Here is a 23343-nt window from a genome sequence, read left to right as displayed (position 1 = left end):
AGTTTCTCCAGCGGATCGCCTAATTCTGTTAATTTCTTGTATCGGTTCTCCTCATCAAAGAACCCTATCTGTCTTATTTTCATATCTCTATTTTACCACTTTTTTTCTTTTTTGTACAGGGGTTTTTAGATGTTACCTTTACTTATTATATATATCGGCATATCGGCGTAAAAAATTATTTCTTAATACAAAACAGAGAATAAATGCGATTCACTTTCTGCTTCCGTTCTCCGCTCTGAAAACAATAAGCGGGATAAGCACCCATTGAAGCGCAAGACCGAAAATGCCCGAAGCAATGCTTGTCCATATCACAGATATCTTTATGCTGTCATTTCCGAGAGCATAAACGGAAAATGCAATAGCAGCGGCTCTGACAGCCCGTCCGCCTGCCTGAGCGATCAGCACCTTGCCGATAACAGGCAGCTTAACATTTCTCAGAAGTCCCGAAGCAAGACCGTAAGCGCAAAGCTCTATCATCATAAAGGGGAGCATTGCCGCCGAGGGCATACCCGAAAGTGCAAAGCTTATGAGAGGGGATAGAAAGCCTGCGATCGCCCCCGCATAAGGTCCTGCAAGAAGCCCTGCAAGAATAATGGGCAGGTGCATAGGAAGAAAAGCTTCTCCAAGCTTTGTGCCAAGTCCCGATACCGCACCCATAAGATGGAAAAGCTGAGGGAGAGCCACCGCTCCCACAACTGCCCCCACAGCCCACAGGGTCTGAGCCTTTACTGAAAGACGGGGCTTGTCAAGTGTTTTAACTGCTGATGACATATCCAAAAACTCCTTTGCATAATATCCGTAAGGATAATTTTATATGTACGAATTATACCATATGACAGCAGGAAAATCAAGAGAATGAGCATTATTAAAACCAAAATTTCTGTTGACAAACCGAACGTAAAATGCTATATTATATTTGTCGGGAACTATCCCGTTAAAAAGAAAAGGAATGATAGCAAAATGAAAAAAATTATTGCCGCCCTGATGTGTGCGGCATTTCTTACCGCCTGTGCAGGCAGTTCTCCCGAGGTGACGGAAGCTCCCGCAGCGGAAACCGCACTTTCGGAGACATCGGAGGAGACCACCGTCACAGCTTCGGAAACCACTGCCGTCACAACCGCCGAAACTACCACCGAGACCACCGTATTTACCCAAAAAGAGATACCCTTCGAGGACACCGTCCAGAACGCCTACGAGCGCCTTCTTGCATCTTTTGAAACGGAGCACGGCATTGTATATCCCGATGATTACGGCGGAGTTTACAGCTATGCGGGAACTCTTTTTGTAAATATCACCGAAAATACCCCGCCCGAGAGCTATACCGAGGTGCTGGGTGATTACACCTGCGTCCGCTTTGAGACGGTAAAGCGCTCCTTCAACAGGCTCACCGAAATAAGCCTTGAAGCGAAAGCGCTTCTTGACGAGCAGTTCGGAGTTGAGGAATGCTTCGTTGACGTGCCCGAAAACACCGCCGCCGTCACCATCAGAAACGAGGACCCCAAAAAGGCGCAGATATTCCTCAAATCCGTTACAGACAAGAGTTTTACCTTAGACGAGCTTTCCATAAGTATGGCAGAGCCCGAGGAAGAAAATTAAAACGGGATTAGATTTTACTTTGAAAATGACAAAAAAACTCATTTGGCTCTTGTAATTTAAAATCCTTTGTGGTATAATAAAAATACATTCAGGGAAGCATATTCTCCCGGAGTAAAAATTCTGGAATTATTTAAAGGAGATGACATTATGAAAGGTTTAGGTGTTGCAGTTCTCACAATGCTCGCTGCTGCTGCAGGAGCTGCTGCCGCAGTTTACGCCGTTAAGAAGCGTGAGGAGCTTGAGCAGTACGATTACAGCTTTGATGATGACGATGAGATCTACTTCGGCGACGATGACGAATGCTGCGATTGCTGCGGCTGTTCCGATAAGGACGAGTCCGCCAGCGATGTAGAGGAGCTTGAGGCTCTCGACGGCGCAGACGATGCAGACGTTGAAGCCGCTTCTTCCCCCGACAAGGACGAGGAAGCAGATTTCTGATAATTTAAAAGAAAATTTTCGGCGGAGAGACCTGTGGTTTCTCCGCCGTTTTTTGCGGGTGACGACCCGCAGCGAGACGTTCTGTAATTTATTTGGGCGGCAGACTGTCGGCTCGGTGACGATACATATAAGCAGCCCTATAAATCGAAATATTTCTGGCTGTTTATTTGGCTTATATATAATTTTGCTTGAACCTGTTAGATAGTATGCAAAGGGACAACCTAAGGGGAGGGGAAAGAAATAAACCCAACAAAAATGCGGACTTTCCCCTCCCCTACGGTTTTCCCCTTGCAACCTCTTTCCCTACCCCCTCCCCTTTCCCGCATTTTTACAGTTATGCTTGAACCTTAAAGTTTTGAGCCTTATATTTGGTTTTGTTCGAGGCATTTCACCTCGTCATTCCTTTTTTGCGGTTCTCCGTAGCCTATTATGGGGCATACGCCCATTCTGCTTAGGTTTGGGGTTGGGAATTTTTGAATAGTTCCAAGCCGCAAACTTAAACCGTATAGGCATATACCCCACTCCGATAAACGGGGAACCGCAAAGAAGAGGTGTCGTGGTAAAAAAGTTTGAACAAAATTAAGAAAAGGACTTATAAAAACAATTTAAAACAAATATGTAAAAATGCGGAAAGGGGGAGGAGTAAGGGAAAGAGAGTGCAGAGGGAAAACCTAAAGGGAAGGGGGAAATTCCGCATTTTTGTTGGGTTTTCTTTTTCCCCCTCCCCTTAGGTTGTCCCTTTGCATCCCCCACAATTTAACTGATTTTATCATAAGTCCTATTCCGCAGGAATCATTACAAAATAAACAGCTCGATATATTTCGATTTATGGGGCAGATCGTTTCTGTCGTTATCGAGCCGTCTGCCTGCTGCCCAAAACAAACTATAGAACGAGCGGCTGCAGGCTCAGCCTGCCTCAGCCTGCTTCAGCCTGCTCTATAGTAAGTTTTTGCAAGCTTTTTCATTTTCTTTGCAAGCTCCGGGGTGCATTCTCCGCCCTTCAGCCGCCACGCCCAGTTGCCGCCGCCGATGGTGGAGGGAATGTTCATTCTTGCCGAGTTGTCAAGGCATAAAAGATCCTGCATCTGTATCACGCAGCCCTCGGAAACGCTGGAGTATGCCAGCCTTATAAGCGCCCAAACTATCTCGCTGTCGGAAGCTCCTTTGGAAAGACCCAGATATTTCCTTACACGCTTTTTGCCCTTTTTATCAAGTCCTCTGTACCAGCCCAGAGCAGTCTCATTGTCGTGAGTGCCGATATATACCACGCTGTTTTTAACGTAGTTGTGGGGAAGATATCCGCTGTCATCGCCGCCGAAGCCGAATTCCAGCACGTTCATACCCGGGTAACCTGCTTCTCTGAGCATATCCTTCACGTCATCTGTGAGAAAGCCCAGATCCTCCGCCACAAGCGGAACATCGCCCAGAGCGTCTTTTATCGCTTTAAAGAGCTTCATTGAAGGGCCTTTGAGCCATTCCCCGTGCTCGGCGGTCTCGTCCTCTGCGGGAATAGCATAGAAGCTCTCAAAGCCTCTGAAATGGTCAATTCGTGTAAGGTCAAACAGCTTTGCGCTGTATTTCACACGGGATATCCACCATTTGTAGCCGTCCTTTTCCATATAGTCCCAGTCATAGAGAGGATTTCCCCATAGCTGACCTGTGGGAGAAAAATCATCGGGAGGACAGCCTGCCACCTTTACGGGACGTCTGTCGCTGTCGAGCATAAACATCTCGGGAGAAGCCCATATGTCGCTGCTGTCCATAGAAACGTAAATAGGCATATCGCCGTAGATCTTTATGCCACGCTTGTTTGCGTATTTTTTCAGAGCCTTGTACTGCCTGATGAATTTGTACTGCATAAATTTCCAGACTTCTATATCGTCCGAATGCTTTTCGGAATATTCCTCAAGTGTCTTTTTGTCTCTCAGGCGGTATTCATCGTCCCACAGCGTCCACATTTTCTGCTTGAAGAAGTATTTCAGGGACATAAACAAAGCGTAATCGTCCAGCCACCACGCATTTTTGCGGCAGAACTCCTTAAAATCCGCAGTCTGAGAAGGGTCTGCCTTCTCTTTGAACGCCGCACACGCCTTTGCAAGTATGAGCCGCTTGAATGAGAAAAGCTGACCGAAGTCCGCAAAGCTTTCCTTTCGGCGGAGCAGCTCCATATCCTTGTCGTCTGCGGAGATAAGGCCCTCCTCGGCAAGCATATCAAGGTCGATAAGCAGGGGATTGCCCGCAAATGCGCTGTAGCTCTGGTATGGCGAGTCACCGAAGCCCGTGGGGCCAACGGGAAGTATCTGCCAGTAGGTCTGTCCCGCTTTCTTTAAAAAGTCCACAAACTTGTAAGCCTCTTTGCCCAGAGTACCCGTTCCGCAGGGGGAGGGGAGGCTTGTAATGTGCATAAGCACTCCGCAGCTTCTCATAATAAAAATTTCCTTTCCGAAATTATTTTTCTTTATTATACATTATTTCCGTCTGCATTGCAATATCCATTTTCAAAAAATAATATTTACATCTCCAAAAATTATATGCACGTCATATATATCACAGCAAAAAAGAAAACTGCCCTGCATACCAACGTATACAGGGCAATTTTCAGGTCACATCATAAATAAAATCATTTCTTGGTAGTAACGGAAATTGTAGCGTATTCGCCTTCGGTATATTTGCCCTGATTTTTCTTGAGAGCAACAACCTTGAACTTATACTTGGTGCCGGCTTTAAGGTCGGTGATCTTGCACTTGGAAACAGTTACGTCCTTGTATTTTACATACTTTCCATTTGAAGTATTGTATTGGTAGACCCTGTATGCGGATGCACCGGTTACATCGTCCCATATGAGGGTAACGGAATTCTTTGTCTTGGTAGCGTCGATATTTGCGGGAGCGTCAAGCACATCAGCCGAGGACTCGCCGGAACCGTTCTTGTACTTGATACCCTGTTTCTTTGCCCATTTCTCGGCAGGCGAACCGGAAGCAACGTTCAGAGTTATCTCGCACTGCTTGATGGGTATGCAGAACGAATATTCATAGGGAATAAATTCATCGCCTTCCTCATAGCCTTGCATCGTCATACCTGCGGTGCTTGCGCCTGTGCCTAAAATATTTTTGGCAAGCTTTTCTGCTTCGGGCAATGTCTGAGCGTACAGCTCCCAGTAAACAGTCTTTTTGCCGTTAGCCTTTAAGCTTGTAGCCTTCTTTTCCACATTGTTATAACAAAAATCATAGTAATCGTCGGAGGTTGAAGAACCGAACATATATCCGAAGGTATAGCTGCCTTCTATCTTTGTATTTGCGGGAATGGTTATGCTGCTGAGTTTAATGCAGTTTTGAAATGCTCCGTCACAGATCAAAGCAGTATTAGAAGGGAGATTTATGCTTTTGAGATTATAGCAGGAGAAAAATGCATTTTCACCGATGTAAGCTACATAGGCATCCTTTTTCTTGAAGGTCACCTTGCTGAGTAAGTGACAGCTCTTGAATGCGTCTGCGCCGATACCGTCATTGCCGTCAGCGCCGACATCGCCGCCTATGTTAACAGATTTAAGATTTGTACATCCCTCAAAAGCATTGTTTCCGATACCGTATTTAGTTGTTCCTGCAGGGAATGTTACGGTTTTAATAGAGGTATTGAACTGGAATGCTTCTGCACCTATATATTTTACTTCCTTGGGGATCGTGATATCTCCGCCTTTGCCCGTGTAGTCGCTGACGTAGATATTGCCGTTTGAGTCCTTGTTCAGCACAAAGCCGTCGACCTTTTTGTAATACTCAGCTGCCGAAGCTGTTATACCGGTATCGACTGCGCCGTTTGTAAGCTCGGGGAGCGCAGCAAATGTGCTAAGTGCAAGTGTGAATGCCAGAACAGAACTGATTACCTTTTTTGACTTCATAACTAATGACCCTCTCCATATTTTTTTTAGGTTAAAAACAGACGGCATTATCCGAAATTCGGCAGGCTGCTGATACCGTTTACATTGGAAATATGCCTTACCTTAATGAACAAAATTGCCTGTCTGTTTTTTGGTATATTTTTACAAATATTCCCCTTAGCAATAATATTAGCACAAATTTTTGAAAAAAACCCGTTAAAAAAATATAAATAGTTCAACGAATGAACGGGAGAAGATTTTTTTCTTTGTATTTTTTTCGCTTACTGCAATTTGCCTCAAAACCAAGCTGATTTTTTGTAAACGATTAACAAAAGATTTGTTCGTTATCATAAACAAAAATTTTGCTCATCTCAAAAAAACTCTTGACATTTATCACAAAAACTGATATAATATTTTTAAACAATATTGAGAAAGGCGGTCGGGCTTTTTGAGCCGCCTTTTTCCCACAGCCGTATGAAAACGATTAAGTGACGCATTTGTGCGGCAGGTCGCAAGTAAGCGGCAAAACAAATCAAATTCGGAGGTGCTGCAAGATGTCGGATAATTTATCAACGGCATTGTCGGTAAGAAGTCCCGACGACATCGGAAAAGCCAAGAAAAACATCGTCCAGAAAACTCCTATGGAAAAAACAGCGGACATTCTGCTGTGGGGCGTCAGGATACTGCTGATAGCAGAGATAGTCCTGCTGTTCTTCCCGAACTTCAACCCTGCAAGGATCTGCGATAAGATCAACAAGAATATGTCCCTTTTCACCTGCGGAATTGCTTATGATACGCTGGTTTCAAATCTCGGACGAGCATTCACCAAGGGCTGGGTACAGGAGTCCACATTCAAGCTTCTTTTCGGCTCAAGTATGCTTTCTATTGTTGCGGCGCTTTTCTATGCTGTGGGCGGCTGTATGTCTCTCGGCAGCAATAAAATGAAGAAGATCGCAGCTGCTGTGACAGGCGCAGGCACGCTCTTTATGCTGGGCTGCCTTATGGGTATAAAAAGCGCTTTTGGTCAGGTAAGCCTGACAGAACGTCCCGAGAAGATAGGCCCTGCTGAAAGCATTCCCTATTTCGGACTGTTCCTCGTTATCACCATTTTGCTTTTAGCGCTGTGCATTGCAGTTTTCTTCCTGCTTCCTTCTTTTGAAAAGGCAGGCAAGATGTATATGGAAGATAAGTACAAGCTCTTCCTTATGATGCTCCCCATTCTCGTTCTTTCCTTCCTCTTTGCATATCTTCCTCTTTTCGGCTGGCGGTATGCGTTCTACGACTACAAGTCGGGCGAGACCCTTTCTCCCGATAAATTCGTGGGCTTCAAGTGGTTCACTCAGCTTTTCCAGAATGCGGCTACAAAGAAGGATATCCTCCGTGTTATCAAGAACACTCTTGCGATGAGCGGTCTCGGTATCCTCACAAGCTGGGTCCCTATGATATTTGCCATCTTCCTTTCGGAGATCAAGAACAACACCTTCAGAAGATTTGTGCAGACCTTTACAACTATCCCCAACTTTATAAGCTGGGTGCTTGTATATGCTATCGCACTTGCTATCTTCTCTACAGACGGATTTATCAACACCTTCCTCAAGAGCGTAGGAAATCCCGTTACCACAAACTACCTTATGGACAGCTCCCATATGTGGCTGAAAATGCTTGCCTGGGGAATGTGGAAGGGTCTGGGCTGGAACGCCATCATCTACATAGCCTCCATTTCGGGCATCGACCAGTCCCTGTTTGAAGCGGCAACGGTGGACGGCGCAGGACGCTTCCAGAAGATGTGGTATGTTACCATTCCTTCTCTTATCCCCACATATATGGTCCTCCTTCTTATGTCCGTTGCAAATATCCTTACCAACGGAATGGAGCAGTACCTGGTATTCTCCAACGCAAAGAACGCCGCAAGCCTTGAGGTCCTCGACCTGTATGTTTATAACCTGGGTATCGGCAGCGGACTTATTCCCCTGTCAACGGTTATCGGTATGGTCAAGTCTCTCATAAGCGTGATCCTTCTCTTCTCCGCAAACGGCATTTCCAAGGCTGTTCGTGGCGAGAGCATCGTATAAGAAAGGGGTGCAGTTATGTCTCTTGCAGAACTTAAAGAAAAAAGAGCGGAAGAAAAACGCTTCAAGGAGCATACCACTCACATAAAGCTCTCCTGGCAGGACGTTGTGTTCAATATTTTCAACTACCTGTTCTTCGGTCTGTTCACACTCAGCTGTATCTTCCCCTTTTACTACATATTCATTAACACCATTTCAGCCAGCGACCTTGTTGTAAAGGGTGCCATTACCTTCCTGCCCAAGAATATCACTCTTCAGAACTATATTGCAATGGGCAACGTTAATGACCTGTGGAACTCCTTTGGAGTGACAATTCTCAGAACCGTTATAGGAACCGCACTTATGGTTTTCGCATCGGGTCTTGCAGGCTATCTTATGACAAAGCAGGAAATGTGGCACAGAAAATTCTGGTACCGCTTCCTTGTTATCACAATGTATTTCAACGCAGGTCTTATCCCCGCATACTTAAACTTCGCAATGCTGGGTCTTACCAATACATTCTGGGTATACATCATTCCCGGTATCGTATCGCCCTACAACATTATCCTTGTCAAGACCTACGTGGAGTCAATTCCCCACGAGATCGAGGAGAGCGCATTTATGGACGGCGCAGGCTACTGGACGATCTTCCAAAAGATCATCTGGCCCCTCAGCAAGCCTATCCTTGCGACCATCACCATTTTCGGCGCAGTAGGACATTGGAACTCCTTCCAGGACTCCCTTATCTACAATGCAAACTCTCCCGAGCTTTATACCCTCCAGCACAGACTTTACGTTTATCTGAACTCCTCCTCAAACCTGGGCGCTCTGATGAACGGAGCCTCTGCAGGCGACAGCACCGCCGTTGCGGGAATGCTCAACACCAAGGTAATTCAGTACACCATTTCAATGGTAACGATCATACCCATTCTTCTTGTATATCCCTTTATGCAGAAATATTTTGAAAAGGGTATTATGCTGGGCGCAGTCAAGGGCTGATCTATAGCAGATAATATAATAGGGTACGGGGGGTTCTTTCCGTACCCTGTTTTTATGGCAATGTTCCGAACACAGGTTGATTTTTGCGGATAAATGTGATATACTTAATTTTGGAAAGTTTGCTTTTAAGGAGATAAAAAGGGCAATGACTGAAAAAAGACTTCTGAAAGACACGCTGTTATTTGAAAAGAAAAATAAAATAAGCGGCGGGATATATCATAAAATGCAGGTGGATCTTGCCTATAATTCAAATCATATAGAAGGCAGCAGACTTTCTCACGAACAGACACGATACATCTTTGAGACTCACAGCATTGATGGCACTGCTTTGGTAAATGATGTGTTTGAAGCCTCCAATCATTTTAAATACTTTGACCTTGTGCTTGATACGGTCAATGAGCCGCTGACGGAGGAATATATTAAAAAGCTGCACTATACTTTAAAAAGCGGTCTTATAACAGATAACGATCCCGAAGCTGTTATCGGAGATTATAAAAAATATGCAAATACAGTCGGTGAAATAAAAACAGCGAAACCGAAAGATGTTCATCAGTCAATGATGACGCTTCTGGAAAAATATCCGAATTCAAAGCGTCTTGACCTTTATGATATTGCACGGTTTCATACAGAATTTGAAATGATACACCCTTTCTATGACGGAAACGGAAGGGTGGGGAGACTTATCATTTTAAAAATGTGTCTTGCAAATAACATCGTACCCTTTTATATCAATGACGAAAACAAGCTGTTCTATTATAAAGGACTCAAGGAGTGGCAGCTTAATAATAAACCAAACAGACTTTTAGATGTGTTTTTATCAATGCAGGACGATATGAAGAGCGTACTCGATTACTTTGAGATAGAGTATGAGCAGGCTGAGCCTGCAGCCAATCGTTCTATAGTTTGTCTTTGACGATAAACATACGGCTCGGTAACGTTAGAAATATGTCGCTGAGTTTACGTTCATAGTACGTAATCATTTTAAAAAGGAGAAACAAGCGTGAAATTTTTCAGTATCGACAGCCCACTTTACAGATTTATGCTGCGCCTTACGGACGTGCTGCTTTTAAATATCTTTTGGCTATTGTTCAGCCTGCCCATAGTGACTGTAGGGTGCAGCACCGCCGCCGCTTTTTCGGTAGCGATGAAATTCGTGGACGACGCTGAGGGACACATCTGGAACGATTTTATAACAGCTTTCAAGGCAAACTGGAAGCAGGGACTTCCTCTTGGGCTTATCTCCATAGTGGCGGTCATAGCGGTATATCTTGATTTTACCATTGCAAATCAGGTTGAGAACAGCCTGCCCTTTCTGATAGTGGGCTTCCTTACAGCATTTTTCCTGCTGTTCTGCCTGCTGTATGTGTTCCCCCTTATCGTCAGATATGAAAACACTATTCCGAAGAGCCTGAAAAACTCCTTTCGTCTCGGAATGAAGCATATCGGCAGGACGGTTCTGCTTATAATTATTGTGGCGGTGGAGCTTCTGCTCATATTCTGGAATGAGATCACCCTGTTTGTGGGGGCGCTTATCGGTCCTGCCTGCATAATCTACACCATAAGCGGCACCGCAATGCACATTTTCAGAGAGACGGAAAAGGATCCCGGTGCGGTCTCAAACCCCGAAAAACTCCACGAGCACGACGGACAGTAAAATTTACCTCCCGATATCTGCTATCAGCTGATATCGGGAGGTTGGTTTTTATATGAAACTCAAATGCTGCGTTTTTTATTTTCGGCGCAGATACAAAGCGGACGATACGCATAAATTTACAGCGTGACTTCGCTGCAGGTCGTCACCCACATCAGAAAAAACTCAGCTGCTCCTGCTCATAGTCTCGTTTTGAAGCGGAAATTATATCCTGCATTTTGTAAAGCAGCCCCAGCCGTTCGCATTCGGCGGTAAAGCATTTCCACAGCCTGTCCACATTCGGTGAGGTGCATTCGTAGGAATATCCGAAGGCTTCAAAATACCGTTGCGACAGCCCTTCCCCGGGGAAAAGCTCGTCTATTTTCCTAAGAAAATATTCACGCTGATTACCTCTTAATGTCATACCGAATGCAGGATAGATGAATTTCACTCCTGCCTCGGCTCCTTTGCGGACGATTTTGAGGATATTGTCCTCGCTGTCCTCGATAAAGGGCAGTACGGGCATAAGAGTTATCCCCGTGAATATCCCTGCCTCGGACAGCTCCGCAAGAGCATTAAATCGCTCGGAGGACAAGCTCACATTCGGTTCGATAATGCGGCTGAGACTGTCCTCGGCGGCGGTTACGGTAAGCTTGCACATCATAGGGGAGTGTTCCTTTATGGCAAGAAAAACGTCCTTGTCACGGGTCATAAGGCTGCTCTTTGAAAGGATAACACAGCCGAAGCCGTAGTCGTTTATAAGTTCAAGAGCGTGACGGGTGAGAAGAGCTTTTTCCTCAAAGGGGTTGTAAGGGTCGCTCATTGAGCCTGTGCCGATAACTCCCGTGTGGGCTTTATGTCTAAGCTCGCAGCGCAGAAGCTCAAGGGCATTTGCCTTGCACCGTACCTTGTCAAAATCCTCGATGCCGTAGCAGTCACTTCGGCTGTCGCAGTATATGCAGCCGTGACAGCAGCCACGGTAAAGGTTCATATTATAATCCGTGCCGAACCAGCCAGAGGACTTGTTTTTATGAAGTATAGACCTTGCTTCAACGCTTTCCATAGAACGCCCCCTTCCGCAAAAAAACTTTTTCTGTTTATATTATAACAGTTTTTCAAAGTCTCCGTCAACCGCCCTTTGATTTTTGCAGAAAAAATATTTAACAAAATTTATTCTGTTTTTTTGTTGACAAATACCTCGAAATAGGATAATCTATCATAGTATATATTTTAAGAAATCGAGGAAAATAAAGTGCGAGAGCTTACTTCGGGAAATCCCGCTAAAATGATATTTGCCTTTGCCATACCCATTGCGCTGGGAAGCCTTTTTCAGCAGCTTTACAGTATGATAGATACGGTCATCGTGGGCAGGACTGTGGGCGTTGAGGCAATTGCCGCCCTTGGCTCCACAAGCTACATATCAAATCTCATTATCGGCTTTATGTCGGGTCTCACAAACGGCTTTGCCATTATCACCGCACGCCATTTCGGAGCGGGGGACTATGTAAAAATGCGACGCTCCGTTGCAGGAACTATTATACTCGGACTTTCCGTATCGGCGGTGTTTACGGTTTTAAGCCTTGTTTTTCTACGTCCGTTTCTCCGGATACTAAACACCCCCGAGGAGATATTCGAGACCGCATACAGCTATATTTCCGTTATCCTCCTGTTTATGACCGCAGCTATGCTTTACAATATGTCCGCAGGCGTGCTGAGAGCGGTGGGGGACAGCGTTACGCCCCTTGTTTTCCTGATATTTTCCTCATTCATAAACATAGGTCTTGACATACTGTTTATCGCAAAGCTGGGCTTCGGCGTAAGGGGAGCGGCATATGCCACGGTAATATCACAGGGCTTTTCCTTTGTGATGTGCTGCATTTACATCTGCATAAGATTTCCCTATCTCATACCCGGAAAGGACGAGCTGAAGGTGACCTTAGCAGAGCTGTCCGAGCTTATGGCAATGGGACTGTCCCTTGCGCTGATGTTCTCCATAGTGGAGATAGGCTCCCTCATTCTCCAGAGAGCCATAAACAATTTCGGCACCGAAACCATTGCCGCCCACACCGCCGCAAGAAAGATATCGAGTATATTGATGCTTCCCTACAGTGCATTCGGCTCAGCCTGCGCCACCTATTGCAGTCAGAACCTTGGCGCAGGCAGACCCGAGAGAGTGGGAAAGGGAATAAAAAGCGCTGTTGTTATGTGCTGGATATGGTCGGCGGCAGCTGTGGCGGTGGGATATCTTTTCTCACCTGCCATTGTAAGCTGGATAGCAGGCACAGACGAGGTATTTATCGTGGAGCTTGCTTCAAAGTATATGAGAGTGAACACCCCTTTTTACTTTATCCTTGCCGTCCTTATCGTAATGCGAAGCTCGCTGCAGGGGCTTGGGCGAAAGACCATACCTGTTGCCAGCAGCGTTATCGAGATGATAGGCAAGGCGATGGTGGCATTTGCCGCCGCACCTGTGCTTGGCTATTTCGGAGTTATGATATCCGAGCCTATCGTGTGGTTCTTTATGACAGTTCTACTTGTGTGGGGATATGCAAGGGACAGAGAGCTTGTTAAGGCGACTTTTGTTAAGGAAAAGAAAGTATAGTAAATGGATTTGCCGCAGTAATGCCGATTGGCAGGACTGCGGTATTTTTTTGTCTGTATTCAGCTGTCAGCTGTAGAAATTGGTTGTCGGATACTGTATAATGACAGTATAACATATTGGAAATAATTCAATATTTATGCTCAAGAAAATTTGCAGTATTGGAGGGGGAATGTATATGTTTGAATTTATGTTTTACTATGGAATGCCTATTTGTTTGATAATCATTACGATTTCAATAGTTGCACTCGCAATCAAAAAGCTTTCCGAAAAAAATGATAAGAAGAAGTGATCTTCTGCCGTTCAGCCCCTAATGCTGAACGGCATTTTACAAAACAAAAAAGGGGAATGTATATGAGAAAATTTTTATCATCAATAGTACTGATAATTACCGCAATGCTGTTTTTCTGCGGCTGTGAGGACAAGAATTATAATGATCAGCAATATACCGTTACTCCTATGTCAACCAAGCCGGGCGTTATATCAATGAAGGATGTTAATTCCTCAGGGACAACATCGGGAGTATTTACGGTAAAGGAAGCCGAGGTCATAGGCAACTCTGTTCTTCTGGTGACCTATCAGTTTAAAAATTCCGCTTCCTATTCACGTTCGTTCGGGGAGCTGCTTGGATGGGGAGCAGTTCACGCATATCAGGACGATGTTATACTCGAAGGCACGCCGGAAGGCAATATGACCATAAATACAGAGGTGCAGAGCGGTGCTGCAATTGATATTAAAACGAGATACAAGCTTATAAACGGCACAGACCCCATTACCGTCATTGCCCAGGACGACTGGCTGCTCTTCAGCGATGCAACATATGTCAACAAAGAAATAACTCTAGGTACCGTAATGAATGAAAACTTTGCTTCAAATTCTGTTTATGGCAATGAGATAACCAAAGCAACTCTTGCGGATAACGGAACAATGACAATATTTAATTCCTTTGCAAACAATGGCAGCACAGCAGTAACGCCTGCAAGTGCTGTGGCTGTTCAGGCATTCCAGGGAACGGAAAGGCTGAGTATTGTGGGTGAAGGAATGACAGATGAAACTCATTATCAGAAGTATTATTATGTAGAGCCGGGTCAGAGGACAGACCTTTCCACAACCTTCAGGCTCAATAACAATAATGAGGACGTGACCGTTTATCTCACCGTTCCCTCAAGCGCAGAAATCTATGCAAAGCAGGTCTACAAGGTAAAATAAAAAATCGGCAGACTGTTTAAAAATCAAGGCAGTCTGCCGATCATAATTTTATCCCAAAAGATGTTCAATAAGTATTTTTATTCCAAGCAGCAGGAGGATAACTCCGCCTGCAAGCTCAGCCTTTGACTTGTACTTCGTTCCGAAAACCGAGCCGATCTTGACTCCTGCGGCGGATATGACAAAGGTACAGACGCCGATAAAAAGCACGGCGGCAATGATGTTCACCTCTAAGAATGCAAAGGTCACACCCACCGCCAGAGCGTCAATTGCGGTGGCTATGGCAAGCACAAGCATTGTTTTCGGTGCAAATGAGGGGTCGGCATTTTCCTCGTCGGAGGAGAGCGCCTCCTTTATCATATTAAAGCCGATTATCGCCAGGAGAGCGAATGCTATCCAATGGTCAAAGGCGGTGATGTAGCTTTTGAAATTTACTCCGAGAAGATAACCTATGGCAGGCATAAGCGCCTGAAAGCCTCCGAACCAGGCTCCGCAGATAAGGGAGTACTTGAATTTGTAGGAGGGGGTGGCAAGTCCCTTGCAGACAGACACCGCAAATGCGTCCATCGAAAGACCTACGGCGATGAGAAATAAGGTGAGCATATCCATAGCTTGAAAGTCCTTTCCTGTTTTTATATATGTTTATGTCCGCAGAAAAATAAAAAGACTCGCATACAGACAAAGCCGACAGTTTCGGCTGTATCTGTATGTGAGTCTTATCAATTAAGGCAAACCGGACCTTTCGGTCGGTATGTCGATTTGCCGCTTTATTTAAGTAAAGCTGATTACTCCCCCACGGAAATATTGTAAGGTAATTCTAACATATTTTTTCTTATGTGTCAAGCCCTTTTAGAAAAAATCCTTGACAACCCTCATTTTTTATGTTATAATCACCTTAAATAAATGCTATGACGGAAAAAAAGCAGGGCATAACCGTTTTCAGAGAGCCTTCATATGGTGGGAGAGGGCAGCGGCGCTTTGAAGATACATTCCCGAGCAGATACGGTGAAATTTAAGTAGCCCTATCCGTACCGAGACACGTTACAGTCTTCCAAAGGTTATGCTTTCGCATAACGAACTGAGGTGGTACAGCGGTATTTGTCGCCCTCTTGAAGCGTGCTTCTTTTGAAGAAGTGCTTTAAGAGGGCGTTTTTGTTTGAGGTGGCATTATGAAAAAGCTTAAACCGGCGCTTGTTCCCGTTATTCTTTCGCTCCTGCTTTGTTCCTGCAAGGCTGAGATCATTCCGCTTTCCGAAGCAGTAATGCTTGATAACGATAAGCTTTCAGGAAACCTTGAAGGGCGTTCAACCGTAGAAATATGCGATGCCTGGGGAGAGCCTGTCACCGGCTATGGTGATATTTATTCCTATGGTGATGCGGCTGCAGTAGTGTTTTTTGACCCGACAGATCGTGCAACAAATGCCATCGTGTGCGGCTGGCTTGAGGGCAGATATCTTCGGGATAAAAACGACGGAGATATGGTGTTTGTCGAGCAGGACGGATATATTGCTCCGACTTCCGTAAGAACATATGACGGGACTTCATGGTCAGGCTATGACTTTGCCGAATTTGAAAACGGAGACAGGATAAAAATCCTCGTTGAAATGATAGCAGAAACATATCCCGGACAAGCAACTGTTTATGCTGTAGAACTCATTGAAAAAGGCAGCTATGACGACCTTGACAAGGAGCAGATGGACAGGCTCAGAGAGTTAGGCTGGGCAGAATGAGCTTTTTGAAAGATGACCCGAAAGGTGTGGAGGAAAATGCGTATTCTTGTTACCGGAGGAACGGTCTTTGCAAGCCGTTATACAGCGGAATACTTTGCCTGTAAAGATTACGAGGTGTATGTGCTCAATCGAGGCTCACGTCCTCAGTCAGAAGGCATTAAGCTTATAAAATGCGACCGGCACGATTTGGGCAATGTCCTTAAACACATTGAATTTGACGCTGTTATTGATGTGACTGCTTACAATGAAAATGACATCAGCACCTTGACTGATGGGCTTGGAAGCTATGGCTGTTATATTATGGTAAGTTCAAGTGCCGTATATCCCGAAACAAATCCCCAGCCCTTTACCGAAGAGCAGACGTGCGGTGTGAATGTGCATTGGGGAGACTATGGTATAAACAAGCTTATGGCTGAAAAGCTCTTGCTTAAAAAGTTCCCGGGCGCATATATAATCAGACCGCCTTATCTTTACGGCAAAATGAATAATCTTTACCGTGAAGCGTTTGTTTTTGAATGTGCTGAAAAGGGTCTGCCTTTTTATGTTCCCAATGACGGAAAAATGCCTTTGCAGTTTTTTGATATTGAGGATATGTGCAGGTTTATTGAAATAATAATTCATAAAAAACCAATACAGCATATTTTTAATGTGGGAAATCCGCAAACGGTTACAGTCAGCGAATGGGTAAAACTCTGTTGCGCCGCCGCAGGCAGTCGGGCTGATATCAGAAATGCACCCGACAATGCTGAAATACGCAGTTATTTTCCTTTCAGAGATTACAGCTATTTCCTTGATGTTTCAAATCAGCTTTCACTAATGCCTGACGTAAAGGTTCTTGAAAAGGGGCTGGCTCAGTCATATGAGTGGTACAGGCATAATAAAGACCTTATTATAAGAAAAGATTATCTTGAATATATCAGGAAAAATCGGTGGAATGAGGCGCAGTTATGATAACTAACAATAATATTGACAACGGCAAACCCTTTGACTGGGGCAGAGCCTCCTCCGATTACGCAAAATACCGTGACATATATCCCCGTGAATTTTACGAAAAAATCCACTCTTTCGGCATAGGAATTTCGGGTCAGAAGGTGCTTGACATCGGCACGGGAACAGGTGTTATCCCCCGAAATATGTACAGATACGGCGCACGCTTTACGGGTACGGACATCTCGGAAAATCAGATAGCCGAGGCTAAGCGGCTTGCGGCGGCAGAGGGTATGGACATAGACCTTTTCTGCAAGTCCACCGAGGAGCTTGACTTCCCCGACGAAAGCTTTGACGCCATAACCGCCTGCCAATGCTTTTTCTACTTTGACCACCACATTGCCGCTCCAAAGCTGTCAAAGCTTCTCAGCAAAGGCGGAAAGCTTGCGGTGCTCTATATGGGCTGGCTGCCCTATGAGGACAAGGTGGCAGGGGCAAGCGAGGAGCTTGTTCTGAAATATAATCCCAAATGGACGGGCAAGGGTGATATGCGCCACGAGATATTTATTCCCGAGGTTTACGAAGGCTTTTTCAGAAAGCAGTGCAGCGAGATATTCGATGTCAAGGTGCATTTTACCCGTGAAAGCTGGAATGGTCGCATTAAAGCCTGTCGGGGAATAGGCGCATCACTTCCCCAAGATGAAATTGCCGCTTTCGAGAGGGAGCATATGGCTTTGCTTGAGAAAATCGCACCCGAGGAATTTGATGTGCTTCATTACTGCGCGATTTGCGTGCTGGAGAAAATATAAAAATGATATTGAAAGGCGGTGGTATCAGTGAGACCTCATAACGGTTTCATCTCATATTAAAGGGGGAATAATTATGGTATTTTGGCTTCTGATAGCGGCTTTCTGCTTTTATCAGGCTTATAAAATTATAAAAAACAAAAATAAATAAACGGAGGAATTTAAAAATGACTTTATACGAAGAGCTTACCAGACGAGGACTTATCGCTCAGGTCACCGATGAAAAGGAAATAAGCGAGATGATAAACAACGGCAAAGCCACCTTTTACATCGGCTTTGACCCCACTGCCGACAGCCTCCACGTTGGTCACTTTATGGCGCTCTGCCTTATGAAGAGACTTCAGATGGCAGGAAACAAGCCCATCGTCCTTATCGGCGGCGGAACCGCAATGATAGGCGACCCCTCGGGCAAGACCGATATGAGAAAAATGATGACCAAAGAGACCATTCAGCACAATGTTGACTGCTTCAAGAAGCAGATGAGCCGCTTCATCGACTTCTCCGACGACAAGGCAATACTTGTTAACAATGCGGACTGGCTTTTAAACCTCAATTATGTTGATGTCCTCAGAGAAGTGGGCGCCTGCTTCTCGGTAAACAAAATGCTCACCTTCGAGTGCTACAAGCAGAGAATGGAGAGGGGACTTACCTTCCTGGAGTTCAACTATATGATAATGCAGTCCTACGATTTCTATATGCTGTTCCAGAAGTACGGCTGCAATATGCAGTTCGGCGGCGATGACCAGTGGGCAAATATGCTGGGCGGAACCGAGCTTATCAGAAAGAAGCTTGCAAAGGACGCTCACGCAATGACCATTACCCTCCTTACCAATTCCGAGGGCAAGAAGATGGGCAAGACCGAAAAGGGCGCTGTATGGCTCGACCCCGAAAAGACCTCTCCCTACGATTTCTTCCAGTACTGGAGAAATGTGGGCGACGGAGATGTTATCAAGTGCCTGAAGCTTCTCACATTCCTGCCCATCGAGCAGATCGAGGAAATGGAGCGCACTATGACAGGTGCAGAGCTTAACAAGGCAAAGGAAATCCTTGCATATGAGCTGACCGCTCTTATCCACGGCAAGGAAGAGGCTGACAAGTGCCTTGAGGCTGCAAAGAAGCTTTTCGGCGGCTCGGGCAATACAGATGATATGCCCACCACCGAGATACCCGCAGCAGAGCTTGAGGGCGGCATCAACATTCTCGACCTGCTTGTAAAAACCGCTCTCTGCCCCTCAAAGAGCGAGGCAAGGAGACTTGTTACACAGGGCGGCGTAAGCGTTGACGATGCTAAGATAACAGACCCCAATGGCGTTATTGAAATAGCTGAAAGCGTTATTATCAAGAAGGGCAAGAAAGTTTACCATAAGGTGACAAGAGCATAAAAATAAGGGCTTCCGCAAATTTCGGCGGAAGCCCGTTGTGTTATTATACCTTTTCCGAAACCGCACTCAGCGTCACCGTAAAAGCCGTCCTGTTCTCGTCAGACTCAGCAGTAATGCTGCCGCCGTGTTTTTCCGCAATTGCCTTTGCAATGGCAAGACCCAGCCCGAAGCCGCCTGTGGAGCTGCTTCGTGAAGCGTCGGTGCGGTAATAGCGGTCAAATATCCTCTCAAGCTCCTCGGGCGGTATAGGCGTACCCTTGTTTGACACCGTAAGCTTTACCTTGTTTTTGCGGCTCTTTTTCAAAGATACGCTTATATCCGAATGCTCCGAGGAATGGTTAACGGCATTGTCGATAAGGATATTTATCATACGCACAAGGCTTTCCTTGTCGCCCTTTACCGTAATGCCGCTTTCGATATCGGAGTTTATGACCTTGCCCCGTTCAAAGGCAAGTGCCTCCATAGCGAGACACACTCCCTCTGCCGCTTCGGACAGGTCAAGCTCTGACATTACGGGGGGATTGTCCGTCCGCTCCTCTCTTGAGAGATAGAGCATTTCATTTATGAGACGGGACATTTTCTCTGCCTCACAGCGAATATATCCGAACCATTTTTCCTGCCCTGCAACGGTGTCGTCGGGGTTTGAGGTTATCACGTCAAGATTTGCGTTTATGACCGTCAGGGGAGTTTTCAGCTCGTGAGAGGCGTTTGAGAAGAATACCCTCTGCCTGTTCCAGGCGTCCTCAATGGGTATCACCGCCCACTTTGACAGCAGCAGGGACAGCAGGAATATGACTCCGAGAGCCAGCACGAAAATTCCCAGAAGGATAAACAGCAGTCTCCTGAGTGTGGATAGCTCGTCGGTGCGGTCGAGGAGCACGATTATCTTTTCGCCCTCCGTTTCCCGCAGCTTGTAGCGGTAGGAAACGCCCCCTGCAGAGACATTTCCCTCGTTTTCCGAAGTGCGGCTTATTATCTCCTCTGCGGCTTTGGAAACGGCGGAATTCTGTTCGGCGGACTCGTCCGAATTTGAAAAGAACCGCTCTCTGCTGTAAAAAATGCTCTGTATTTCATTTTCGGCGTTCAGCTTCACAGTTATCCAGCCTGCGGACATCTGCATTCTGTTTTTTCCGTCGGGGCGCTCGGCAATGTCTTTCGGAGAATTATCCGTATCATCTCTCGGCGGCGGCGGATTTTCCCATCTGCCGCTGTAGTCGATGTTTATAGCAAAGTCGATTATCCTTTGAGCATTATGCTCCTCGGAACGGTACATCGAAATGAATATGGAGGCAAGCACCCCCAGCATTACAAGGGCGAGAAGCCCCGTGAGGACAACGGTAAATCTTGCTCTGAGCTTCTTTATCATCTGCCGCCATCCTCCTCGAGAGTGTAGCCCACCCCACGGACGGTCTTTATATTAGCCTTTGACTTTATAAAGCCCAGCTTTTTCCGGAGAAAGGAGATATAGACCTCCACATTGTTATATTCTGCGTCGGAGTCATATCCCCAGATCTTGGTAATAAGAGTTTCCTTGCTCAGCACCCTGCCGCTGTTTTTCATAAGAAGCTCCATTATGGAAAATTCCTTCAGACCAAGCTTTAAGGAGTTCTGACCGCAGGAAAGCTCGTAAGCGGCGGTATCGAGAGAAATATCTCCGCAGGTTATCACATCGGAGCTTATTATGGCTGCGCTGCTTCTCCTGCCCAGCGCCCTTACCCTTGCAAGCAGCTCGTCGGTTGCAAAGGGCTTTGTGAGATAATCATCTGCGCCGCTGTCAAGTCCTCGTACCTTGTCGGATATCTCGTCCTTTGCGGTGAACATAAGCACAGGGGTGCTTATACCCTCGGCTCTTATACGTCTTAAAACCTCGATACCGTCCATTACGGGCATCATTATATCAAGGATTATCACGTCATATATCCCCGTCAGAGCGTTATCCAGGGCGTCTGCTCCGTTCCCGAAGGCGTCGGCGGTTATTTTGTTTCTGGCAAATATCTGCACAAGGGCGTCGGCTAATTTTTCCTCGTCCTCGGCTATCATTACACGCATTTTCTCAGCCCCCTTCAGACCTTTGTGATAATGATATCATACGGGGCTTAAATCAATCTTAAAGTTTTAATGCTTGCTTTTAGCAGGCTTTGCGGGAGTGGCAGTAATTGTCCTTGTTGCTTTTCCGGGAGTGTATTTCTTGGTATTTGTGTCATAGCGCAGGGCGGCTATTTTGAACTTGTAGGATTTGCCGTTTGAAAGACCTTTAATGGTGTATTTTGTGCTCTTGGTGGTTTTGTATGTCTTGTATTTCTTTGTGCTTGCATCATACATATAAATTCTGTATGCATAGGCCTCGTCAACGCTGCTCCAGGAAAGGGTCAGCTTTCCGTCTCCCGATTTTACGTTTATGCTGAGGGGCGCGGGGAGCTTATATTCGGAGCCTTTTTGAGGAGAAGCTTCCGCATTGCTCTGTCCGGGAGTCTTTGCCACAACATCGGAAACAAATTTATATTGGACTGATGTCATTGCGGAGAAGGATTTGTTATATATCTTTACCGTATATGTCTGACCGTCTTTAAGCCCTTTGACTTCAACATTGCAGGCTTTAATGCTTTGGCTGAAAACGGTTTTGCCCGACTGGTCGCAAACGGATACGGAGAAGATATCTTTTTTTTCTGCAAAGTCGTTGGGGTTTTTCCAGCCGATAAGGAGCTTGCCGTCCTTTACCAGAAACGCCACATTCTGTGCAGCTCCGTATTCGGGGTATTCGCTCATATCGGACTTAACGGTAAATTTGCTTGCAGAGGGAGCATAGAAGGTTTTGACGGCGTTATCCGTTTCACCCTTTTTTAAGGCGATAACGCAGGCATAAAAGTCCTTTGTCGTGTTGTGCTCAACGGCAAATACCGTTTCGGGAACAAGGACAGCGGTGTATTTATTGGAAACATAGTAGGTCTTAACAACTGTTCCGTCGGTGCTGCATATCTTAACGGCATAATTGGCAGCGCTTGGAACTTCGGTCCAGGTAAACTTAATGCAGCCGTTGAAAAATTCGGGAACGGCATTCTGGACTATGGTACTGCTGTTCACTGTGTTGCTCGGCGGATTATTGTTTGACGTATTATTGGACGGAGTGCTTGTGGTATTGCCCCCGTCAATAACGGTAAATTCTACTGCGCCTGCGGAAGCGGCTCCGAGAACGGAAAATGACATTGCAGCCGCCATAAGAGCCGCTGTTATTTTCATAGTGTATTTCATTTTTCATCAGCCTTTCTTTATGTTTGGATCATATTTGGAAATTTGTATATTTTTATTTTACCATATACCGCTCTGCTTTTCAAGGCAAAAATCAATATTTCTTAAAATAGTCTTAAATCGGAGAGGAAAATTTTTTTGTATCTGTCATAGAAGGGGAAAATACTGCATATAATATAATACATCGGACGGAAAACGGCTTCAATTCGTTATCTGCTCTGCTCCCAAATTTTTTTTGAAAAAAATTTCAAAAAACACTTGACAAACGCATTGCATTAGTGTATAATATAAAAGTCGGTTGGCGAGAGCCAATGACAAGGACAAATGTGGGAGCATAGCTCAGCTGGGAGAGCATCTGCCTTACAAGCAGAGGGTCATAGGTTCGAGCCCTATTGTTCCCACCAAATGGCCTGGTAGTTCAGCTGGTTAGAACGCCGCCCTGTCACGGCGGAGGTCGTGGGTTCGAGTCCCATCCAGGTCGCCATTTGCGGATTTAGCTCATCCGGTAGAGCGCCACCTTGCCAAGGTGGAGGTAGCGAGTTCGAGCCTCGTAATCCGCTCCATTTTTTTCTCTGCTTTTTTGATATTTTTGCAGCAGCGAAAATGTGCGCTTCTCTTTCTGCAGAGAAAAAATATCAAAGGCGCTATAGCCAAGTGGTAAGGCAAGGGACTGCAACTCCCTGACCCCCGGTCCGAATCCGGGTGGCGCCTCCAGAATCAAAGCTCCGAAGCTTTTCGGGGCTTTTATTTTTTGCTTTTTCTTATAACTGAGCCGCTGAACATTGCAGCGGCTCAGTTCAGTCTGTCGAAAAAGAAACGACAATCATATAATATGCACAAATCAATGCAGAAATTGCTTCGT

Annotated in this window: 20 protein-coding genes, 4 tRNA genes and 1 other annotated feature; of the genes, 16 read left to right on the top strand and 8 right to left on the bottom strand. The window is 45.7% G+C overall.

Annotated elements, in window-relative coordinates:
• Positions 1–210: 210 nt before the first annotated feature.
• The gene (locus ACR0QN_RS11400; protein WP_432651341.1) at positions 211–771 is read right to left on the bottom strand and encodes an ECF transporter S component; all 561 of its coding nucleotides are present in this window, start codon (positions 769–771) and stop codon (positions 211–213) included.
• 189 nt (positions 772–960) lie between these two features.
• On the opposite strand from ACR0QN_RS11400, the gene ACR0QN_RS11395 reads away from it, so the two are divergent.
• Positions 961–1596, top strand: coding sequence for a hypothetical protein (locus ACR0QN_RS11395; RefSeq protein ID WP_432651340.1), 636 nt, complete (start codon positions 961–963; stop codon positions 1594–1596).
• A gap of 147 nt (positions 1597–1743) precedes the next feature.
• Positions 1744–2034 carry a hypothetical protein gene (locus tag ACR0QN_RS11390; RefSeq protein ID WP_432651339.1) on the top strand — a complete coding sequence of 97 codons (291 nt, stop codon included), beginning with the start codon at positions 1744–1746 and terminating at the stop codon, positions 2032–2034.
• A gap of 926 nt (positions 2035–2960) precedes the next feature.
• On the opposite strand, the gene malQ is transcribed toward ACR0QN_RS11390, so the two are convergent.
• Together malQ and ACR0QN_RS11380 are read right to left on the bottom strand one after the other, a co-directional pair.
• Positions 2961–4460, bottom strand: coding sequence for a 4-alpha-glucanotransferase (gene malQ, locus ACR0QN_RS11385; protein ID WP_432651338.1), 1500 nt, complete (start codon positions 4458–4460; stop codon positions 2961–2963).
• A 194-nt stretch (positions 4461–4654) separates the two neighbouring features.
• The gene (locus ACR0QN_RS11380; protein WP_432651337.1) at positions 4655–5929 is read right to left on the bottom strand and encodes a fibronectin type III domain-containing protein; all 1275 of its coding nucleotides are present in this window, start codon (positions 5927–5929) and stop codon (positions 4655–4657) included.
• A 533-nt stretch (positions 5930–6462) separates the two neighbouring features.
• Here ACR0QN_RS11380 and ACR0QN_RS11375 point away from each other — a divergent pair.
• The 4 genes from ACR0QN_RS11375 to ACR0QN_RS11360 all read left to right on the top strand — a co-directional run bounded on the left by ACR0QN_RS11375 (position 6463) and on the right by ACR0QN_RS11360 (position 10609).
• Complete coding sequence (locus ACR0QN_RS11375) at positions 6463–7980, top strand: ABC transporter permease (protein ID WP_432651336.1); 1518 nt, start codon at positions 6463–6465, stop codon at positions 7978–7980.
• A gap of 15 nt (positions 7981–7995) precedes the next feature.
• Positions 7996–8955, top strand: coding sequence for a carbohydrate ABC transporter permease (locus ACR0QN_RS11370; RefSeq protein WP_432651335.1), 960 nt, complete (start codon positions 7996–7998; stop codon positions 8953–8955).
• Between the two features lie 145 nt (positions 8956–9100).
• Positions 9101–9868, top strand: a complete 768-nt coding sequence (locus ACR0QN_RS11365) for a Fic family protein (RefSeq protein WP_432651334.1) — start codon at positions 9101–9103, stop codon at positions 9866–9868.
• Positions 9869–9955: 87 nt separating this feature from the next.
• Positions 9956–10609: a YesL family protein gene (locus tag ACR0QN_RS11360; RefSeq protein WP_432651333.1), complete on the top strand. Its 654-nt coding sequence runs from the start codon at positions 9956–9958 to the stop codon at positions 10607–10609.
• 151 nt (positions 10610–10760) lie between these two features.
• On the opposite strand, the gene ACR0QN_RS11355 is transcribed toward ACR0QN_RS11360, so the two are convergent.
• Entirely contained in the window at positions 10761–11648 is an 888-nt protein-coding gene (locus ACR0QN_RS11355) for an SPL family radical SAM protein (protein ID WP_432651332.1), read from the bottom strand.
• 189 nt (positions 11649–11837) lie between these two features.
• On the opposite strand from ACR0QN_RS11355, the gene ACR0QN_RS11350 reads away from it, so the two are divergent.
• Together ACR0QN_RS11350 and ACR0QN_RS11345 are read left to right on the top strand one after the other, a co-directional pair.
• Positions 11838–13187, top strand: coding sequence for an MATE family efflux transporter (locus tag ACR0QN_RS11350; RefSeq protein WP_432651331.1), 1350 nt, complete (start codon positions 11838–11840; stop codon positions 13185–13187).
• A gap of 351 nt (positions 13188–13538) precedes the next feature.
• On the top strand, positions 13539–14393 hold the full coding sequence (locus tag ACR0QN_RS11345; RefSeq protein ID WP_432651330.1) for a DUF5067 domain-containing protein: 855 nt from the start codon (positions 13539–13541) through the stop codon (positions 14391–14393).
• Between the two features lie 48 nt (positions 14394–14441).
• Here the strand turns inward: ACR0QN_RS11345 and ACR0QN_RS11340 are convergent, their stop codons facing one another.
• Positions 14442–14999 carry a manganese efflux pump MntP gene (locus ACR0QN_RS11340; protein ID WP_432651329.1) on the bottom strand — a complete coding sequence of 186 codons (558 nt, stop codon included), beginning with the start codon at positions 14997–14999 and terminating at the stop codon, positions 14442–14444.
• A 290-nt stretch (positions 15000–15289) separates the two neighbouring features.
• Positions 15290–15502, top strand: a binding site (T-box leader).
• Between the two features lie 57 nt (positions 15503–15559).
• On the opposite strand from ACR0QN_RS11340, the gene ACR0QN_RS11335 reads away from it, so the two are divergent.
• From ACR0QN_RS11335 to tyrS, 4 genes are all read left to right on the top strand, one after another.
• Entirely contained in the window at positions 15560–16120 is a 561-nt protein-coding gene (locus ACR0QN_RS11335) for a hypothetical protein (protein ID WP_432651328.1), read from the top strand.
• A 36-nt stretch (positions 16121–16156) separates the two neighbouring features.
• Complete coding sequence (locus ACR0QN_RS11330) at positions 16157–17071, top strand: NAD-dependent epimerase/dehydratase family protein (RefSeq protein ID WP_432651327.1); 915 nt, start codon at positions 16157–16159, stop codon at positions 17069–17071.
• Complete coding sequence (locus ACR0QN_RS11325; protein ID WP_432651326.1) at positions 17068–17856, top strand: class I SAM-dependent methyltransferase; 789 nt, start codon at positions 17068–17070, stop codon at positions 17854–17856. Before ACR0QN_RS11330 ends, ACR0QN_RS11325 begins: the two co-directional genes overlap by 4 nt.
• A gap of 164 nt (positions 17857–18020) precedes the next feature.
• Positions 18021–19235: a tyrosine--tRNA ligase gene (gene tyrS, locus ACR0QN_RS11320; RefSeq protein WP_432651325.1), complete on the top strand. Its 1215-nt coding sequence runs from the start codon at positions 18021–18023 to the stop codon at positions 19233–19235.
• Positions 19236–19278: 43 nt separating this feature from the next.
• Here tyrS and ACR0QN_RS11315 read toward each other — a convergent pair whose 3' ends face one another.
• From ACR0QN_RS11315 to ACR0QN_RS11305, 3 genes are all read right to left on the bottom strand, one after another.
• Positions 19279–20601, bottom strand: a complete 1323-nt coding sequence (locus tag ACR0QN_RS11315) for a sensor histidine kinase (protein ID WP_432651324.1) — start codon at positions 20599–20601, stop codon at positions 19279–19281.
• Positions 20598–21284: a response regulator transcription factor gene (locus ACR0QN_RS11310; protein ID WP_432651323.1), complete on the bottom strand. Its 687-nt coding sequence runs from the start codon at positions 21282–21284 to the stop codon at positions 20598–20600. Before ACR0QN_RS11310 ends, ACR0QN_RS11315 begins: the two co-directional genes overlap by 4 nt.
• A gap of 66 nt (positions 21285–21350) precedes the next feature.
• Entirely contained in the window at positions 21351–22484 is a 1134-nt protein-coding gene (locus ACR0QN_RS11305) for a fibronectin type III domain-containing protein (protein ID WP_432651322.1), read from the bottom strand.
• Positions 22485–22809: 325 nt separating this feature from the next.
• On the opposite strand from ACR0QN_RS11305, the gene ACR0QN_RS11300 reads away from it, so the two are divergent.
• From ACR0QN_RS11300 to ACR0QN_RS11285, 4 genes are all read left to right on the top strand, one after another.
• Positions 22810–22885: transfer RNA gene (locus tag ACR0QN_RS11300), tRNA-Val, on the top strand.
• A 3-nt stretch (positions 22886–22888) separates the two neighbouring features.
• Positions 22889–22965 (top strand) — tRNA-Asp (locus tag ACR0QN_RS11295).
• Between the two features lie 3 nt (positions 22966–22968).
• A tRNA-Gly gene (locus tag ACR0QN_RS11290) sits at positions 22969–23044 on the top strand.
• Positions 23045–23121: 77 nt separating this feature from the next.
• Positions 23122–23195, top strand: a tRNA-Cys gene (locus ACR0QN_RS11285).
• Positions 23196–23343: the final 148 nt, after the last annotated feature.

Origin of the sequence: Huintestinicola sp. (assembly GCF_050874005.1) — a bacterium.
Lineage (GTDB): Bacteria > Bacillota > Clostridia > Oscillospirales > Ruminococcaceae > Huintestinicola.
This window is presented reverse-complemented; position numbering and strand designations above follow the sequence as displayed.

What these genes read in the sequence shown, in the direction of transcription:
- ACR0QN_RS11400 (WP_432651341.1), bottom strand. Translation starts at nt 771, where the DNA reads ATGTCATCAGCAGTTAAAACACTTGACAAGCCCCGTCTTTCAGTAAAG.
- ACR0QN_RS11395 (WP_432651340.1), top strand. Translation starts at nt 961, where the DNA reads ATGAAAAAAATTATTGCCGCCCTGATGTGTGCGGCATTTCTTACCGCC.
- ACR0QN_RS11390 (WP_432651339.1), top strand. Translation starts at nt 1,744, where the DNA reads ATGAAAGGTTTAGGTGTTGCAGTTCTCACAATGCTCGCTGCTGCTGCA.
- malQ (WP_432651338.1), bottom strand. Translation starts at nt 4,460, where the DNA reads ATGAGAAGCTGCGGAGTGCTTATGCACATTACAAGCCTCCCCTCCCCC.
- ACR0QN_RS11380 (WP_432651337.1), bottom strand. Translation starts at nt 5,929, where the DNA reads ATGAAGTCAAAAAAGGTAATCAGTTCTGTTCTGGCATTCACACTTGCA.
- ACR0QN_RS11375 (WP_432651336.1), top strand. Translation starts at nt 6,463, where the DNA reads ATGTCGGATAATTTATCAACGGCATTGTCGGTAAGAAGTCCCGACGAC.
- ACR0QN_RS11370 (WP_432651335.1), top strand. Translation starts at nt 7,996, where the DNA reads ATGTCTCTTGCAGAACTTAAAGAAAAAAGAGCGGAAGAAAAACGCTTC.
- ACR0QN_RS11365 (WP_432651334.1), top strand. Translation starts at nt 9,101, where the DNA reads ATGACTGAAAAAAGACTTCTGAAAGACACGCTGTTATTTGAAAAGAAA.
- ACR0QN_RS11355 (WP_432651332.1), bottom strand. Translation starts at nt 11,648, where the DNA reads ATGGAAAGCGTTGAAGCAAGGTCTATACTTCATAAAAACAAGTCCTCT.
- ACR0QN_RS11345 (WP_432651330.1), top strand. Translation starts at nt 13,539, where the DNA reads ATGAGAAAATTTTTATCATCAATAGTACTGATAATTACCGCAATGCTG.
- ACR0QN_RS11340 (WP_432651329.1), bottom strand. Translation starts at nt 14,999, where the DNA reads ATGGATATGCTCACCTTATTTCTCATCGCCGTAGGTCTTTCGATGGAC.
- ACR0QN_RS11335 (WP_432651328.1), top strand. Translation starts at nt 15,560, where the DNA reads ATGAAAAAGCTTAAACCGGCGCTTGTTCCCGTTATTCTTTCGCTCCTG.
- ACR0QN_RS11330 (WP_432651327.1), top strand. Translation starts at nt 16,157, where the DNA reads ATGCGTATTCTTGTTACCGGAGGAACGGTCTTTGCAAGCCGTTATACA.
- ACR0QN_RS11325 (WP_432651326.1), top strand. Translation starts at nt 17,068, where the DNA reads ATGATAACTAACAATAATATTGACAACGGCAAACCCTTTGACTGGGGC.
- tyrS (WP_432651325.1), top strand. Translation starts at nt 18,021, where the DNA reads ATGACTTTATACGAAGAGCTTACCAGACGAGGACTTATCGCTCAGGTC.
- ACR0QN_RS11315 (WP_432651324.1), bottom strand. Translation starts at nt 20,601, where the DNA reads ATGATAAAGAAGCTCAGAGCAAGATTTACCGTTGTCCTCACGGGGCTT.
- ACR0QN_RS11310 (WP_432651323.1), bottom strand. Translation starts at nt 21,284, where the DNA reads ATGCGTGTAATGATAGCCGAGGACGAGGAAAAATTAGCCGACGCCCTT.
- ACR0QN_RS11305 (WP_432651322.1), bottom strand. Translation starts at nt 22,484, where the DNA reads ATGAAATACACTATGAAAATAACAGCGGCTCTTATGGCGGCTGCAATG.